Here is a 15,344-nt window from a genome sequence, read left to right as displayed (position 1 = left end):
CGTTACCGGCCCCCGCTGCGGCTTACCAGGTTTGGGTGGCCTTGAACTTCTCGATACCGGCTTTGATGCCCGAATCGATTTCGTCGTTGAAGTCACCCTTCTCGTTGATCTTCGCCAGCAGAGCGGCGTGCTCACGCTGGAAGTAAGCGATCAACGCCTGTTCGAAGGCGCCCACCTTGGCGATCTCGATGTCCTGCAGGAAGCCACGCTCGGCGGCATACAGGGACAGCGACATCTCGGCGATGGACATCGGCGCGTACTGCTTCTGCTTCATCAGCTCGGTAACGCGCTGACCGTGTTCCAGCTGCTTGCGGGTGGCGTCGTCCAGGTCGGAAGCGAACTGGGCGAAGGCCGCGAGCTCGCGGTACTGGGCCAGAGCGGTACGGATACCACCGGAGAGCTTCTTGATGATCTTGGTCTGGGCCGCACCACCCACACGGGATACCGAGATACCGGCGTTGACGGCCGGACGGATACCCGAGTTGAACATGGCGGATTCCAGGAAGATCTGGCCGTCGGTGATCGAGATCACGTTGGTCGGAACGAACGCGGAAACGTCGCCGGCCTGGGTCTCGATGATCGGCAGGGCGGTCAGGGAACCGGTCTTGCCTTTCACTTCGCCGTTGGTGAACTTCTCTACGTACTCTTCGGAAACGCGGGAAGCGCGCTCCAGCAGACGGCTGTGGAGATAGAACACGTCGCCCGGGTAGGCTTCGCGGCCCGGCGGACGGCGCAGCAGCAGGGAGATCTGACGGTAGGCAACGGCCTGCTTGGACAGGTCGTCGTACACGATCAGAGCGTCTTCACCGCGGTCGCGGAAGAACTCGCCCATGGTGCAGCCGGAGTACGGAGCCAGGTATTGCAGAGCGGCGGATTCGGAAGCGCTGGCAACCACCACGATGGTGTTGGCCAGGGCGCCGTTCTCTTCCAGCTTGCGCACGACGTTGGCGATGGTCGATTGCTTCTGACCGATGGCAACGTAGACACAGCGGATGCCGCTGTTCTTCTGGTTGATGATGGCGTCGATGGCCAGAGCGGTCTTGCCGATCTGACGGTCGCCGATGATCAGCTCGCGCTGGCCACGGCCTACCGGGATCATGGCGTCAACCGACTTGTAGCCGGTCTGTACCGGCTGGTCTACCGACTTACGCCAGATCACGCCCGGCGCCACTTTCTCGACGGCGTCGGTCAGCTTGGCGTCGATCGGGCCTTTGCCATCGATCGGGTTGCCCAGGGCGTCGACTACGCGGCCCAGCAGTTCCGGACCAACCGGGACTTCCAGGATGCGGCCGGTGCACTTGGCATTCATGCCTTCTTTGAGGTCCTGGTATTCACCCAGAACCACAGCGCCGACGGAGTCTTGCTCCAGGTTCAGCGCCATACCGTAGACGCCGCCCGGGAATTCGATCATCTCGCCGTACATGACGTCGGCCAGACCGAAGATGCGCACGATGCCATCGGATACGGAGACGATGGTGCCTTCGTTGCGCGCTTGCGAGGCGACATCGAGTTTCTCGATACGCCCCTTGATGATTTCACTAATTTCGGAAGGATTGAGTTGCTGCATGCCGCTGCCCCTTCAAACTCAAGATTTCAACGCTTCAGCCAGTTTCGCGATTTTGCCGCGCACCGAGCCATCGATTACCAAGTCACCGGCGCGGATCACCACGCCGCCGATCAGGCTCGCGTCTTCCGACGCATGGAGTCGCACTTCGCGACTGAGCCGGGCGCTGAGAGCCTTGGCGAGTTTGTCCTGCTGTTCTTGGTCCAGGGCGAAGGCGCTTACGACTTCGACCTCGACCAGCTTTTCCTGCTCTGCCTTCAGCTGCTCAAACATCTCAGCGATGGTCGGCAGCAGGTCGAGCCGCTTGTTTTCAGCCACAGTCCGGACGAAGTTCTGGGCCGGAGCATTGAGCTTGTCGCCACAAACGTCGATCAGGGCTTCAGCTTTAGCCGCTGCGGTCAGCTGAGGCTCTTTGAGCAGCTGGCGCACGGTGTCGTCCAGCGACACTGCAGCCAGCACACCCAGAGCAGCGGACCAATCGGCCAATTGCTGATGAGCCTGGGCGTACTCGAAAGCCGCCTTCGCGTAAGGACGAGCCAACGTGGTCAGTTCTGCCATATCGCCCTCGCTCAGATCTCGGCGGCCAGTTGATCAACCAGCTGCTTTTGCGCGTTGGCATCGATCGAAGCACCCAGGATCTTCTCGGCGCCGGATACGGCCAGAGCACCCACTTGGGCACGCAGGGCATCCTTGACGCTGTTCAGTTCCTGTTCGATCTGGGCCTTGGCCTGGGCGATCATGCGATCGCCTTCGGCGCGAGCCTGCTCACGGGCTTCATCAACGATCTGATTGGCGCTTTTCTTCGCCTGCTCGATGATTTCGGCTGCCTGAGACTTGGCCTCGCGCAGTTGCTGGCCCGCTTTCTCGTGGGCCAGTTCCAGGTCACGAGCAGCACGGCTGGCTGCATCCAGACCATCGGCAATCTTCTTCTGACGCTCGTGCAGGGCCGCGATAACCGGCGGCCATACGAACTTCATGCAGAAGATGACGAAGATGGCGAACGCAATGGCCTGGCCGATCAGAGTTGCATTAATGTTCACGCCAACACCTCGCTCGTTCGTTGTCAGTCACGGATTTCCGGAGAACCGGAAATTAGTGGGCTACCTGAGCAATGAACGGGTTAGCGAAGGTGAAGAACAGCGCGATACCAACACCGATCATGGTTACGGCGTCGAGCAGACCGGCGACGATGAACATTTTCACCTGCAGCATCGGAACCATTTCCGGCTGGCGAGCAGCGCCTTCCAGGAATTTGCCGCCCAGCAGGCCGAAGCCGATGGCGGTACCCAGAGCGCCCAGACCGATCAGCAGAGCAACGGCGATAGCAGTGAGTCCAACTACAGTTTCCATTTTTCCTCCCGACTTTTTTGTCGTGTTGGTTAAAGGTGAAGCAAGTTAAGGTGGTGAAGCTCTTCTTTCACCCCCTCCCGTGAAGGAGAGGGCGTACAGAATCTGTGGATCAGTGGCTGTCTTCGTGCGCCATCGACAGGTAGACGATGGTCAGCATCATGAAGATGAACGCCTGCAGGGTGATGATCAGGATGTGGAACACCGCCCACGCCCAGTTCAGCACCACGCCCATGCCGCCCAGCCAGAGAATGCCGGAGCCGAACATGACGGCGATGAGGATGAAGATCAGCTCGCCGGCGTACATGTTGCCGAACAGACGCAGGGCCAGGGAAACCGGCTTGGCGATCAGGGTGACGAACTCCAGCAGGAAGTTCACCGGGATCAGGATAATCTGCACCAGCATGTTGCTGCTGTGGAACGGGTGCAGGGTCAGCTCGCCGAGGAAGCCGCCGATGCCCTTGACCTTGATGCTGTAGAAGATGATCAGGGCGAACACCGCGATCGACATGCCGAAGGTGGCGTTCGGGTCGGTGGTGGCCACGGCGCGGAAGAACAGGTGCTCGTTGCCGGTCACCGCCTGAGCGGCCAGCGGCAGGAAGTCCACCGGTACCAGGTCGATCAGGTTCATCAGGAAGATCCAGACGAACACCGTCAGCGCCAGCGGCGCGATGAGCGGGTTACGCCCGTGGAAGGTGTCCTTCACGCTGCCGTCGACGAACTCGACCATCACTTCGACGAAGTTCTGCAGGCCGCCGGGGACGCCGCTGGTAGCCTTCTTGGCAGCCATGCGGAAGATCAGGATGAACACCAGGCCGAGGAATACCGACCAGCCCAGGGTGTCGACGTGGAATGCCCAGAAGCCCATTTCCTTGGCTTGTTCGGCTGTGTGGGCCAACCCCCAGCCACCTTCCGGCAGACGACCGAAGGTCAGGTTCTGCAAGTGGTGCTGGATGTAACCCGAAGCGCTTTCTGCTGCCATGTTTGCCTCAATCGCTCTAAGGTCTTGTAAATGAATGTCCCATCAGCAGGGGTGCGCACCAGCTGACCATCAGGGCCAGCAGGTAGATGCCGAACAGAGCCAGGGGCTCCAGCGGCTTCACGCCTGCAAACGCCAGTGCGAACAGCACTGCCGTCAAAATCAGCTTGCCGGCCTCGCCCGCGTAGAAAGAACGGACGATCAACTGGGCCGAGCGCGCTCCGCTATAGCGAAACGCCTTGAACGCGAAATACACATTCGGCAGCCAGGCAATCACTCCGCCAAGCAGACCAGAGTAGCCGGCAACCGCGCCCCGGGTGAAGAACAGGACGGCGGCCCCCAGCAGAACCACCACCAGCTGGACGAGCAACAGGCGCATTGCCGGTTGGCGATGGAAGGGCAGGCGGTTCGGCGTGCGGGGTTCCATCAGTCTCAAAGTCCTCTGGTGTCGGCTCGGCAAATCAACAACTTGGCATACTTTGTGCCGACAAAATTGCGCGCAGAGTATAGGGGGCCAGGCATACCCGTTCAACAGCCGGGTAGTGATTTCCGACTATCGCTACACAGACGATGGTCTCAGCGGATATGGGCGAGGACCCCTTGCAACTCGTCCAGCGAGTTGTAGCGGATCACCAGTTGGCCCTTGCCCTTCTGTCCGTGGCGAATCTGCACCGGAGCGCCCAGGCGCTCGGCCAGGCGCTGTTCCAGGCGGCTGATGTCCGGGTCGGACTTGACCACCTTGGCAGGTTCCTCGGGGGCGTTGAGCCACTGGCGCACCAGTGCCTCGGTTTGGCGCACGGTGAACCCGCGTGCGACAACATGTCGCGCACCTTCCACCTGCCGCGCTTCGGGCAGACCGAGCAGCGCGCGGGCGTGGCCCATCTCCAGGTCGCCGTGGGAGAGCAGGGTCTTGATCTCCTCGGGCAGGGCGATCAGGCGCAGCAGATTGGCCACGGTGACGCGGGACTTGCCCACGGCATCGGCGACCTGTTGCTGGGTCAGCTGGAATTCCTGCTGCAGGCGTTGCAGCGCGGCGGCTTCCTCGATCGGGTTGAGGTCCTCGCGCTGGATGTTCTCGATCAGCGCCATGGCGATGGCGGCTTCGTCCGGCACCTCGCGCACCAGCGCCGGGATGGTATCCAGGCCGGCCTGCTGGGTGGCGCGCCAGCGGCGTTCGCCGGCGATGATCTCGTAGCGGCCCTTGTCGATCGGGCGCACCACGATGGGCTGCATCACGCCCTGGGCCTTGATGGACAGCGCGAGCTCTTCCAGGGCCTGGGGGTCCATGTCGCGGCGCGGCTGGTACTTGCCGCGCTGGATCAGGTCCAGCGGCAGGTGCTGCAGCTCCTTGCTGTCCACCTGCACGGCTTCTTCCTGCAGGGTGGCGGCGCTGGAGCCGCTGAGCAGGGCGTCCAGCCCGCGTCCGAGCCCTCGTTTCTTCACGGCCATGCGGGTTCCTTAGTTCTTCATGCGGTGGCGGCTTTGCGGGGGGCGCGCTGGCGGCGCGCCAGCTCGCCGGCCAGCGCCAGGTAGGCCATGGCACCGCGGGATTGCTTGTCGTAGACCAGCGCCGGCATGCCGAAGCTGGGCGCCTCGGCCAGGCGCACGTTGCGCGGGATCACGGTGGTGTAGAGCTTGTCGCCGAAGTGTTCCTGCAACTGCGCGCTGACGTCGTTGGTCAGGCTGATGCGCGGGTCGTACATGGTGCGCAGCAGGCCCTCGATGTTCAGCGTCGGGTTCAGCCGCTCGGCGATCCGCTGGATGCTGTTCATCAGGTCGGTCAAACCTTCCAGCGCGTAGTACTCGCACTGCATGGGGATGATCACGCCGTCGGCGGCGGACAGCGCGTTGACCGTGAGCATCGACAGCGACGGCGGGCAGTCGATGAGGATGTAGTCGTAGTTCTCGCGCACCGGGGCCAGCGCCTGGCGCAGGCGGTGCTCCTTCATGTCCATCTCCAGCAGCACCACTTCCGCGGCGGTCAGGTCGCGGTTGGCCGGGAGGATCTGGTAGCCGCCGTGCTCGGAGAACTGCATGGCCTGGGCCAGGTCGCACTCGCCGGTGAGGACGTCGTAGATGGAGTGCTCCAGGGCCAACTTATCCACACCGCTGCCGGTGGTGGCGTTGCCCTGTGGATCGAGGTCGATGAGCAGCACGCGGCGCTTGGTGGCGACCAGCGAGGCGGCGAGGTTGATGCAGGTGGTGGTCTTGCCGACCCCGCCCTTCTGGTTGGCGATCGCGAATACCTTAGCCATGGTTTTCCCCCGTCCCCGTCATGCTCCGGCGCAGTATCAGCAGATGCCGCTGGCCTTGGCAACCCGGCACGCTGAGCACGTGCTCGGCTTCGACCCGGAAATCTTCCGGGAGTGCCGCCAGCTCTTCGACCGGGTGCACGCCTTTCATCGCCAGCCAGCGGGTTTCGCCGTCGCCGAGGTGGCGGGTCCAGTTGCTGAAGTCCTCCAGGCTGCTGAACGCCCGGGAGACGATGCCGTTGAATGCCTGTTCGGGCTGGTAGGCCTCGACCCGGCTGTGGATAACTTCCAGGTTGTGCAGTTTCAGCTCCAGCTTCACCTGGGTGAGGAAGCGGGTCTTCTTGCCGTTGCTGTCGAGCAGCGTCAGGCGCTTGTCCGGGAACAGGATGGCCAGCGGGATGCCGGGCATGCCGCCGCCGCTGCCGACGTCGAGCCAGCGTTCGCCGCCGGCCTCGATGAAGCGCGGGACGATGCTCAGGCTGTCGAGCAGGTGGCGCGAGACCATCTCGTCCATGTCGCGTACTGCGGTGAGGTTGTACGCCTTGTTCCATTTCGCCAGCAGGGCGAGGTAGGCCAGCAGGCCTTGCTTGCGGCTCTCGTCGAGTTCGACGCCGAGCGCCGCGGCGCCACGCACGAGTTCGTCGGCGTGGGCTTGGGTAACCAGGGACATCAGGCGCTTTGCTCCAGCTGGCGGCTCGAAGTGCGTTTCTTCAGGTGGATCAGCAGCAGGGAAATCGCCGCCGGGGTGACGCCGGGAATCCGCCCGGCCTGGCCGAGGGTTTCCGGGCGGGCCTGGCCGAGCTTGTTCTGGATTTCCTTGGACAGCCCGGAGATCGACGCGTAGTCGATATCCACAGGCAGGCGGGTGTCCTCGCTGGCGCGCAGGCGGGCGATCTCTTCCTGCTGGCGGTCGATGTAGCCGGCGTACTTGGTGCGGATCTCCACCTGCTCGGCGACCTGCGGGTCCTCGGCGCCGGCGCCGGTCACTTCGGCCAGGCTGGCGTAGTCGATTTCCGGGCGGGCCAGCAGGTTCAGCAGGTTGTACTCATGGGCCAGCGGCGTGCCGAAGCGCGCGGCGATGGCGTCGCCCTGCGGGGTGTTCGGGCGTACCCAGGTGCTCTTCAGGCGCTGTTCTTCCTGGGCGATGCCTTCGCGCTTGGCCTCGAACGCGGCCCAGCGGCGGTCATCGACCAGGCCCAGCTCGCGGCCCTTCTCGGTCAGGCGCAGGTCGGCGTTGTCCTCGCGCAGGATCAGCCGGTATTCGGCGCGCGAGGTGAACATGCGGTACGGCTCCTGGGTGCCGAGGGTGATCAGGTCGTCGACCAGCACGCCGATGTACGCCTCGTCGCGGCGCGGGCACCAGGCCTCGCGGCCCTGGGCGCGCAGCGCGGCGTTGGCGCCGGCGAGCAGGCCCTGGGCGCCGGCTTCTTCGTAGCCGGTGGTGCCGTTGATCTGGCCGGCGAAGAACAGGCCGCCGATGACCTTGGTTTCCAGGCTGTACTTCAGGTCGCGCGGGTCGAAGTAGTCGTACTCGATGGCGTAGCCGGGGCGAACGATGTGCGCGTTCTCCATGCCGCGGATCGAACGGACGATCTCCAGCTGCACGTCGAACGGCAGCGAGGTGGAAATGCCGTTGGGGTACAGCTCGTGGGTGGTCAGGCCTTCCGGCTCGAGGAAGACCTGGTGGCTGTCCTTGTCCGCGAAGCGATGGATCTTGTCTTCGATCGACGGGCAGTAGCGCGGGCCGACGCCCTCGATGACCCCGGAGTACATCGGCGAGCGGTCGAGGTTGCTGGCGATGATCTCGTGGGTGCGGGCGTTGGTGTGGGTGATCCAGCAACTGACCTGGGCCGGGTGCTCTTCCTTCGAACCGAGGAAGGACATCACCGGGATCGGGGTGTCGCCGGGCTGCTCGGTCATCACCGAGAAGTCCACGCTGCGGCCGTCGATGCGCGGTGGCGTGCCGGTCTTCAGGCGACCGACGCGCAGCGGCAGCTCGCGCAGGCGCTTGGCCAGGGCGATCGCCGGCGGATCACCAGCACGGCCGCCGGAGTAGTTCTGCAGACCGATGTGGATAAGTCCGCCGAGGAAGGTGCCTGCGGTGAGTACCACCTGTTCGGCATGGAATTTCAGACCCATCTGGGTCACCACGCCGCGCACCTGGTCCTGTTCGACGATCAGGTCGTCGCAGGCCTGCTGGAATATCCACAGGTTGGCCTGGTTTTCCAGGATCTCGCGCACGGCCGCCTTGTACAGCACGCGGTCGGCCTGGGCGCGGGTAGCGCGCACGGCCGGGCCCTTGCGGCTGTTGAGCACGCGGAACTGGATGCCGCCCTTGTCGGTGGCGTGCGCCATGGCGCCGCCCAGGGCGTCGATCTCCTTGACCAGGTGGCTCTTGCCGATACCGCCGATGGCCGGGTTGCAGCTCATCTGGCCCAGGGTTTCCACATTGTGGGTGAGCAGCAGGGTCTTCACGCCCATGCGTGCGGCCGCCAGCGCGGCCTCCGTGCCGGCATGGCCACCGCCGATCACTATCACGTCAAAACGGGAAGGGAAATCCACCACGCACCTCGTGCCTGTCGATCAGGGAAAGAAAAAGAGAGCCGCACAGTATAGGGACTTAACCGGCTCGATTGAAGGGACCTGTATGAAAAGTAGCCAATCGGTGGGTCCGGTCATTCAGGAGGAAAATGTCTTCAACAGAAAAAAGAAAAGGGAATTTCTTAAATCTTTTTAGAACCAGTGATTATGTTTAGTGTGGACAAGTTTTGTGGATAAACCTTTACAGCCCTTCTATCGCGCACGTTTCAGAGAAGGATAAAGCTGTGCTGAAGGTGTCGTTTTCCAGGGGGTTCCCGGTTGAAGGCCTGTGCATGGAAAGCCAGGTTATGCACAGGCGAGTTATCCAAGGACTTGACCACTGGGTTGTCTACGTACCTATACGGTAGTTTTCCACAGGGTTCACGGAGGCATGTGAATAGCCGTTCGCAGACCACTGTTCATCGGCTTTCGGGAGCTTTTCAGGAATTCACTGTCCACAGACGAACAGGACGCGCGAGGAAGCGACCCGGTGAAAATGCTGTCCACCGGATGCCGGGAGGGGATGTGGATAAGGCTATTTGCCGATGCAGAAGCTGGAGAAGATCCTCCCCAGCAGGTCGTCGGAACTGAACGCCCCGGTGATCTCACCCAGGGTTTGCTGGGCGTGTCGCAGGTCCTCGGCGAGCAGCTCACCGGCGCCGGCAAGCAGCAGCTGGGCGTGGCCATGGTCGAGGTGCTCACCGGCCTGGCGCAGCGCTTCCAGGTGGCGCCGGCGGGCGCTGAAGCTGCTTTCGGCGGTCTGTTCGAAGCCCATGCAGGCCTTCAGGTGTTCGCGCAGCAGCTCCAGACCGTCGCCGGAACGCGCGGAGAGGGTCAGGGTGACGTGGCCGTCAGCGCTTTCCTCGAGGCCCACCTGGGATGTGGATAAGTCGGCCTTGTTGCGGATCAGCGTGACCCGCGCCGGGTCCGGCCGTTCGTCGAGGAATTCCGGCCAGAGGGCGAAGGGGTCGGCGGCTTCGGGCGCGGTGGAGTCCACCACCAGCAGTACCCGGTCGGCCTCGCTGATGGCCTTGAGCGCGCGCTCCACGCCGATTCTTTCCACATGGTCCTCGGTATCCCGCAGCCCGGCGGTGTCGACCACGTGCAGCGGCATGCCGTCGATGTGGATATGTTCGCGCAGCACGTCGCGGGTGGTGCCGGCGATATCCGTGACGATGGCCGCCTCGCGCCCGGCCAGGGCATTGAGCAGGCTGGACTTGCCGGCGTTGGGCCGGCCGGCGATCACCACCGTCATGCCGTCGCGCAGCAGCGCGCCCTGGCCGGCTTCGCGCAGGACTCCGGCGAGCTCGGCGCGAACCTTGTCCAGCTGCGACAGCACATGGCCGTCGGCGAGGAAGTCGATCTCTTCCTCGGGGAAGTCGATGGCCGCCTCGACATAGATGCGCAGCTGGATCAGTTGCTCGGTGAGCTGGTGCACCCGCCGCGAGAACTCGCCCTGCAGCGAGCGCACGGCGTTGCGCGCGGCCTGGGCCGAACTGGCCTCGATGAGGTCGGCGATGGCTTCGGCCTGGGCCAGGTCGAGCTTGTCGTTGAGGAAGGCGCGTTCGCTGAACTCGCCGGGGCGCGCCTGGCGTGAGCCCAGCTCCAGGCAGCGCTGCAGGAGCATGTCGAGCACCACCGGGCCGCCGTGGCCGTGCAGCTCCACCACGTCCTCGCCGGTGAAGGAGTTGGGCCCGCGGAAGAACAGCAGCAGGCCTTCGTCGATCACCTCGCCTTGGTCGTCGTAGAACGGCCCGTAGTGGGCGTAGCGCGGCTGCGGCTCGCGGCCGCTGAGGCTGATGGCGATCGGCAGCGCGCGCGGCCCGGAGACACGGACGATACCGACGCCGCCACGACCCTGGGCGGTGGCGACTGCGGCGATGGTTTCACGGGCTGCGTTCATGGGCGTTCTCCGGATAGCAGAACGCCCCACGAGGGGGCGTTCTGAAGGGGCTTCGAAAGCGCTGGGATCAGGCCGGCTTGGCCTTGCCCGCGGCGCGTTCGATCTGCCGGGTAATGTACCACTGCTGGGTAATCGACAGGCAGTTGTTGACCACCCAGTACAGGACCAGGCCGGCCGGGAACCACAGGAAGAAGAAGGTGAAGATGACCGGCATCAGCTTCATCACCTTGGCCTGCATGGGGTCCGGCGGAGTCGGGTTGAGCATCTGCTGGACCAGCATGGTGGCGCCCATGATGATCGGCAGGATGAAGAACGGGTCCTTCACCGAGAGGTCGGTGATCCAGCCCAGCCACGGGGCCTGGCGCATCTCGACGCTTTCCAGCAGTACCCAGTACAGGGAGAGGAAGACCGGCATCTGCACCAGGATCGGCAGGCAGCCGCCCAGCGGATTGATCTTCTCCTTCTTGTACAGCTCCATCATCGCCTGGGACATCTTCTGGCGATCGTCACCGTGCTGTTCCTTGATCGCCGCCATTTTCGGCGATACGGCACGCATGCGCGCCATCGAGCGGTAGCTGGCGGCGGACAGCGGGAAGAAGGCCAGCTTGATGACGATGGTCAGCAGGATGATCGACCAGCCCCAGTTGCCCAGCAGGCCGTGGATATGTTGCAGCAGCCAGAAGATCGGCTGGGCGATGAACCACAGCGGGCCGTAGTCGACGGTCAGCTCCAGGCCCGGGGACAGCTCGCCCAGGTACTTCTGCAGCTTGGGACCGGCGTAGAGGGTCAGGCTGGTTTCGGCCTTGGCGCCGGGGGCGACGTTCAGGGTCGGGCCGGTGAAGCCGACGATGTAGTTGCCCTGGGCGTCCTTGCGGGTCATCACGTTGTGGCTGTCGCCCTTGGCGGGGACCCACGCGGTGACGAAGTAGTGCTGCAGCCAGGCGACCCAGCCACCCTGCACGCTCTCCTTGAAGGGTTCCTTGTCCATGTCTTTCATGGACACCTTCACGTAGGGCTTCTCCGGAGTCCAGACCGCGGCGCCCAGGTAGGTGGACACGCCGGTGGCGGTGGTGGACGACGGGTCGGCGCTGCCGTCGCGCTTGAGCTGGGCGAACAGCGAGGCGCTCCAGGGCTTGGCGCTCTGGTTGTCGATCAGGTAGGTGACGTCGACCTGATAGGCGTTCGGGTTGATGCAGTCGAGCTTCTTCTGCGCCTTTTCCTTGTCACTGCAGTCGGTCTTCAGGCCGCGGTGGAAGGTGAAACGCTTGATGTAGTTGACCCCGTCGCGGGCGAAGTTCAGGTCGACCACCAGTTGGTCCTGGCCGTCGGCCAGTTGGTACTGGGTCTTGGCACTGCTGTACAGCGGACGGCCGGAAACGGCGGCGTCGGGACCATCGGTACCGGTCAGGCCGCTTTGCGCGAGGTAGGTGCGCTGGCCGTGCTCGAACAGGGCGAAGGGCAGGTCCGGACGGTCCTGGCGCATCGGGTACTGGGTCAGGCCCAGTTGCACCACGTCGCCACCGCGCGGGTCGATGGCCAGGTCGAGGACGTCGGTCTTCACCTGGATCAGCTGGCCGTTGGCGGCAGCCGCCTGCGGCGCGGCGGGCAGGCCGGTTTCACCGCTCTGGGCGGTCGGCACGTCGGCGCTGGTGGTGCCGGCTGCGGGCACGGAAGTGTCCGGCAGGCCTTGGGACTGCTGGTTGAGCGAGGCAGTCTGGGCCGGCAGCTCGGGCTGACCGTAGTCCTTGTTCCACTGGAGAACCAGCGCGTAGGACACGATTGCCAGGGCGACGATGATAATCGAGCGTTTGATGTCCATGGTTACTCGGCCGTCGAGGATGGGCGGTGCTTGCAATGGGGGGGCGGCACGGGGTCATAGCCACCGGGGTGCCAGGGATGGCAGCGACCCAGGCGACGCAGGGTCAGCCAGCCGCCACACAGGAAGCCATGGTGTTCGATGGCCTCGTACGCGTAGCAGGAGCAGCTGGGGTGGAAGCGACAGTGACTGGCCATCAAGGGGCTGATGGCGTAGCGGTAAAACTGGATGAGCAAAAGCGCCAGTCTACGCATGGGAACTGTCGGCGACCCCCGGAGGTTCGGTTGCGACTTCCGGCTTGGGTCGGTTGCGCATCAGGCGCTTGAAGAGCTTGCCGAATTGCTGGTGCAGTTCGGGGTTCTCCAATTCGCCCAGCCCCTTGCGCGCGATGACCACGATATCCAGACCAGCCAGGAGATCCTGGTTGTGCCGGAACGTCTCGCGGAGCAGGCGTTTGAGGCGGTTGCGCTCGACGGCGAGCTTGACGTTCTTCTTGCCGATCACCAGGCCGATGCGGGGGTGATCCAGATCGTTTTCGCGCGCCAGTAGCAGGATGTGCTTACCGGGAACCTTGGCGCTGGGGGAGTCGAAGACTGCTGTGAAGTGCCGGGCTGTCAGAAGACGTTTTTCCCGGTCGAATCCTCGACTCACCACCTGTGCCGGGCAAATCAGACGGTCAGACGCTTACGGCCCTTGGCGCGACGACGCGACAGAACCTGACGGCCGTTCTTGGTAGCCATGCGAGCACGGAAGCCGTGGACGCGAGCGCGCTTGAGGGTGCTGGGTTGGAAAGTACGTTTCATTGTTCGGTACCTGGGTTGACGACTTGAGGTCGTGATGACCCCGTTTAAAGAGACCGGCGATTCTAGTGAAAAGCTGCGGGCAGGTCAATTTCCAACCAGCCTCGAATCGTCAATAGATAGATGAAAGGGAAAATCTTCTTTTAAAGGATTATGAAGTTGATAGATGTTGGAGAAGCCGTTTTCTGTGGATAAGTCATTTGCGGCCAGGCGCTTGGCGGCACACCGGTCCCTCCAACCTTGTCGAGAAACGGTGACCTGCCTGTGACGCTCCAGTGGATAGCCTGGGGAGAAAACAGCGGTTTTTCCACAGGCGGAGTTGCCAACAGCTTTCCCCTGGGCCCCATACCCCCTGGATACAGAGGTTATCCACAAGATTCAGGGTGCTCCGCGGCCTGCCTTGTGCCATCATTAACACCTTGATTTTGCTTGCCCAGTTGTTGATTTCTCATGTGGATAAGTCGCTTCCACACGGCTACAATTGGCGTTTCCTTTTTTGCTCCACACCTTTCCAATTTCCTGGGGGATACCCGTGTCCGTGGAACTCTGGCAGCAGTGCGTGGAATTGCTCCGCGACGAGCTGCCGTCCCAGCAATTCAATACCTGGATCAGACCCTTGCAGGTCGAAGCCGAGGGCGAGGAGCTGCGTGTCTACGCACCGAACCGCTTCGTGTTGGATTGGGTCAACGAAAAATACATGGGCCGTCTGCTCGAACTGCTCGGCGAGCGTGGCAATGGGCAGATCCCGGCGCTGTCGCTGCTGATCGGCAGCCGTCGCAGCCGCACTCCGCGTCCGGCGCTGATGCCGCAAAGCCATGCCATGCCGGCGCCGACCATCACCCCGCAGCCGACCCCGGCGCAGGTGCGCGCGGCCAAGGCCCAGGCCTACCAGGCCGAGGCGCCCGCCCAGGAAGAGGCGGCCAGCCGGGTGCAGCAGATGCAGCTCAACGTGCAGGAGCCGATGCCGGACATCGACGAGTCCAGCCCGAGCATCGACCCGCTCGCCGCCGCCATGCCGGTGGCCGCGCCGGCCGTGCGCACCGAGCGCAACGTGCAGGTGGAGGGCGCGCTCAAGCACACCAGCTACCTGAACCGCACCTTCACCTTCGAGAACTTCGTCGAGGGCAAGTCGAACCAGCTGGCCCGCGCCGCGGCCTGGCAGGTGGCGGACAACCTCAAGCACGGCTACAACCCGCTCTTCCTTTATGGCGGCGTGGGCCTGGGCAAGACCCACCTGATGCATGCCGTGGGCAACCACCTGCTGAAGAAGAACCCGAACGCCAAGGTCGTGTACCTGCATTCGGAGCGCTTCGTCGCGGACATGGTCAAGGCCCTGCAGCTGAACGCGATCAACGAGTTCAAGCGCTTCTACCGCTCGGTGGATGCGTTGCTGATCGACGACATCCAGTTCTTCGCCCGCAAGGAGCGTTCCCAGGAAGAGTTCTTCCACACCTTCAACGCCCTGCTCGAGGGCGGCCAGCAGGTGATCCTCACCAGCGACCGCTACCCGAAGGAAATCGAAGGCCTGGAAGAGCGCCTGAAGTCACGCTTCGGCTGGGGCCTGACGGTGGCGGTGGAGCCGCCGGAGCTGGAAACCCGCGTGGCCATTCTGATGAAGAAGGCCGAGCAGGCGAAGGTGGAGCTGCCGCACGACGCGGCGTTCTTCATCGCCCAGCGCATCCGTTCCAACGTGCGCGAGCTTGAGGGTGCCCTGAAAAGGGTGATCGCCCACTCCCACTTCATGGGCCGGCCGATCACCATCGAGCTGATCCGCGAGTCGCTGAAGGACCTGCTGGCCCTGCAGGACAAGCTGGTCAGCATCGACAATATCCAGCGCACCGTCGCCGAGTACTACAAGATCAAGATCGCCGACCTGCTGTCCAAGCGCCGTTCGCGCTCGGTGGCCCGTCCGCGCCAGGTGGCCATGGCCCTGTCCAAGGAACTGACCAACCACAGCCTGCCGGAAATCGGCGTGGCCTTCGGCGGTCGGGATCACACCACCGTGCTGCACGCCTGTCGTAAGATCGCTCAATTGAAGGAATCCGACGCGGACATCCGCGAGGACTACAAGAACCTGCTGCGTACGCTGACCACCTGAGGCCA

General features: G+C 63.5%; 16 protein-coding genes. 1 reads left to right on the top strand and 15 read right to left on the bottom strand.

Annotated elements, in window-relative coordinates:
• Positions 1 to 22: 22 nt before the first annotated feature.
• The 15 genes from atpA to rpmH all read right to left on the bottom strand — a co-directional run bounded on the left by atpA (position 23) and on the right by rpmH (position 13,244).
• Positions 23 to 1,567, bottom strand: a complete 1,545-nt coding sequence (atpA, locus tag P3W75_RS17665; protein ID WP_276228610.1) for a F0F1 ATP synthase subunit alpha — start codon at positions 1,565 to 1,567, stop codon at positions 23 to 25.
• Between the two features lie 18 nt (positions 1,568 to 1,585).
• Positions 1,586 to 2,122 carry a F0F1 ATP synthase subunit delta gene (locus P3W75_RS17660; protein WP_276228609.1) on the bottom strand — a complete coding sequence of 179 codons (537 nt, stop codon included), beginning with the start codon at positions 2,120 to 2,122 and terminating at the stop codon, positions 1,586 to 1,588.
• A gap of 11 nt (positions 2,123 to 2,133) precedes the next feature.
• Positions 2,134 to 2,604, bottom strand: a complete 471-nt coding sequence (locus tag P3W75_RS17655) for a F0F1 ATP synthase subunit B (RefSeq protein ID WP_276228608.1) — start codon at positions 2,602 to 2,604, stop codon at positions 2,134 to 2,136.
• 52 nt (positions 2,605 to 2,656) lie between these two features.
• Positions 2,657 to 2,914, bottom strand: coding sequence for a F0F1 ATP synthase subunit C (gene atpE / locus P3W75_RS17650; protein ID WP_043256731.1), 258 nt, complete (start codon positions 2,912 to 2,914; stop codon positions 2,657 to 2,659).
• A 109-nt stretch (positions 2,915 to 3,023) separates the two neighbouring features.
• A complete protein-coding gene (gene atpB, locus P3W75_RS17645; protein WP_276228607.1) occupies positions 3,024 to 3,893 on the bottom strand; it encodes a F0F1 ATP synthase subunit A in 870 nt (289 codons plus the stop codon).
• Positions 3,894 to 3,909: 16 nt separating this feature from the next.
• Complete coding sequence (locus tag P3W75_RS17640; RefSeq protein WP_276228606.1) at positions 3,910 to 4,317, bottom strand: F0F1 ATP synthase subunit I; 408 nt, start codon at positions 4,315 to 4,317, stop codon at positions 3,910 to 3,912.
• Positions 4,318 to 4,466: 149 nt separating this feature from the next.
• Positions 4,467 to 5,339 carry a ParB/RepB/Spo0J family partition protein gene (locus P3W75_RS17635; RefSeq protein WP_276228605.1) on the bottom strand — a complete coding sequence of 291 codons (873 nt, stop codon included), beginning with the start codon at positions 5,337 to 5,339 and terminating at the stop codon, positions 4,467 to 4,469.
• 17 nt (positions 5,340 to 5,356) lie between these two features.
• Positions 5,357 to 6,145, bottom strand: coding sequence for a ParA family protein (locus P3W75_RS17630; protein WP_276228604.1), 789 nt, complete (start codon positions 6,143 to 6,145; stop codon positions 5,357 to 5,359).
• Complete coding sequence (gene rsmG, locus P3W75_RS17625; protein WP_276228603.1) at positions 6,138 to 6,812, bottom strand: 16S rRNA (guanine(527)-N(7))-methyltransferase RsmG; 675 nt, start codon at positions 6,810 to 6,812, stop codon at positions 6,138 to 6,140. Before rsmG ends, P3W75_RS17630 begins: the two co-directional genes overlap by 8 nt.
• Positions 6,812 to 8,704, bottom strand: coding sequence for a tRNA uridine-5-carboxymethylaminomethyl(34) synthesis enzyme MnmG (gene mnmG, locus P3W75_RS17620; protein ID WP_276228602.1), 1,893 nt, complete (start codon positions 8,702 to 8,704; stop codon positions 6,812 to 6,814). Before mnmG ends, rsmG begins: the two co-directional genes overlap by 1 nt.
• A 553-nt stretch (positions 8,705 to 9,257) precedes the next feature.
• Positions 9,258 to 10,625 carry a tRNA uridine-5-carboxymethylaminomethyl(34) synthesis GTPase MnmE gene (mnmE, locus tag P3W75_RS17615; protein WP_276228601.1) on the bottom strand — a complete coding sequence of 456 codons (1,368 nt, stop codon included), beginning with the start codon at positions 10,623 to 10,625 and terminating at the stop codon, positions 9,258 to 9,260.
• 67 nt (positions 10,626 to 10,692) lie between these two features.
• On the bottom strand, positions 10,693 to 12,444 hold the full coding sequence (yidC, locus tag P3W75_RS17610; RefSeq protein WP_276228600.1) for a membrane protein insertase YidC: 1,752 nt from the start codon (positions 12,442 to 12,444) through the stop codon (positions 10,693 to 10,695).
• Between the two features lie 2 nt (positions 12,445 to 12,446).
• On the bottom strand, positions 12,447 to 12,695 hold the full coding sequence (gene yidD, locus P3W75_RS17605; protein ID WP_276228599.1) for a membrane protein insertion efficiency factor YidD: 249 nt from the start codon (positions 12,693 to 12,695) through the stop codon (positions 12,447 to 12,449).
• Positions 12,688 to 13,095 (bottom strand): ribonuclease P protein component, encoded by a 408-nt coding sequence (gene rnpA, locus P3W75_RS17600; protein ID WP_276228598.1) that lies wholly within the window; start codon positions 13,093 to 13,095, stop codon positions 12,688 to 12,690. Before rnpA ends, yidD begins: the two co-directional genes overlap by 8 nt.
• A gap of 14 nt (positions 13,096 to 13,109) precedes the next feature.
• On the bottom strand, positions 13,110 to 13,244 hold the full coding sequence (gene rpmH, locus P3W75_RS17595; RefSeq protein WP_003100258.1) for a 50S ribosomal protein L34: 135 nt from the start codon (positions 13,242 to 13,244) through the stop codon (positions 13,110 to 13,112).
• Between the two features lie 529 nt (positions 13,245 to 13,773).
• Between rpmH and dnaA the strand changes: the two genes are divergently transcribed.
• Positions 13,774 to 15,339 carry a chromosomal replication initiator protein DnaA gene (gene dnaA, locus P3W75_RS17590; RefSeq protein WP_276228597.1) on the top strand — a complete coding sequence of 522 codons (1,566 nt, stop codon included), beginning with the start codon at positions 13,774 to 13,776 and terminating at the stop codon, positions 15,337 to 15,339.
• Positions 15,340 to 15,344: the final 5 nt, after the last annotated feature.

Source organism: Pseudomonas citronellolis (assembly GCF_029335315.1).
GTDB lineage: Bacteria > Pseudomonadota > Gammaproteobacteria > Pseudomonadales > Pseudomonadaceae > Pseudomonas > Pseudomonas citronellolis_A.
The sequence above is the reverse complement of the archived record's forward strand: the minus strand, read 5'-3'. Positions and strand labels throughout refer to the sequence as shown.

Coding starts and splice junctions, on each gene's coding strand:
- atpA (WP_276228610.1), bottom strand. CDS start 1,567: ATGCAGCAACTCAATCCTTCCGAAATTAGTGAAATCATCAAGGGGCGT.
- P3W75_RS17660 (WP_276228609.1), bottom strand. CDS start 2,122: ATGGCAGAACTGACCACGTTGGCTCGTCCTTACGCGAAGGCGGCTTTC.
- atpE (WP_043256731.1), bottom strand. CDS start 2,914: ATGGAAACTGTAGTTGGACTCACTGCTATCGCCGTTGCTCTGCTGATC.
- atpB (WP_276228607.1), bottom strand. CDS start 3,893: ATGGCAGCAGAAAGCGCTTCGGGTTACATCCAGCACCACTTGCAGAAC.
- P3W75_RS17640 (WP_276228606.1), bottom strand. CDS start 4,317: ATGGAACCCCGCACGCCGAACCGCCTGCCCTTCCATCGCCAACCGGCA.
- P3W75_RS17635 (WP_276228605.1), bottom strand. CDS start 5,339: ATGGCCGTGAAGAAACGAGGGCTCGGACGCGGGCTGGACGCCCTGCTC.
- P3W75_RS17630 (WP_276228604.1), bottom strand. CDS start 6,145: ATGGCTAAGGTATTCGCGATCGCCAACCAGAAGGGCGGGGTCGGCAAG.
- rsmG (WP_276228603.1), bottom strand. CDS start 6,812: ATGTCCCTGGTTACCCAAGCCCACGCCGACGAACTCGTGCGTGGCGCC.
- mnmE (WP_276228601.1), bottom strand. CDS start 10,625: ATGAACGCAGCCCGTGAAACCATCGCCGCAGTCGCCACCGCCCAGGGT.
- yidC (WP_276228600.1), bottom strand. CDS start 12,444: ATGGACATCAAACGCTCGATTATCATCGTCGCCCTGGCAATCGTGTCC.
- yidD (WP_276228599.1), bottom strand. CDS start 12,695: ATGCGTAGACTGGCGCTTTTGCTCATCCAGTTTTACCGCTACGCCATC.
- rpmH (WP_003100258.1), bottom strand. CDS start 13,244: ATGAAACGTACTTTCCAACCCAGCACCCTCAAGCGCGCTCGCGTCCAC.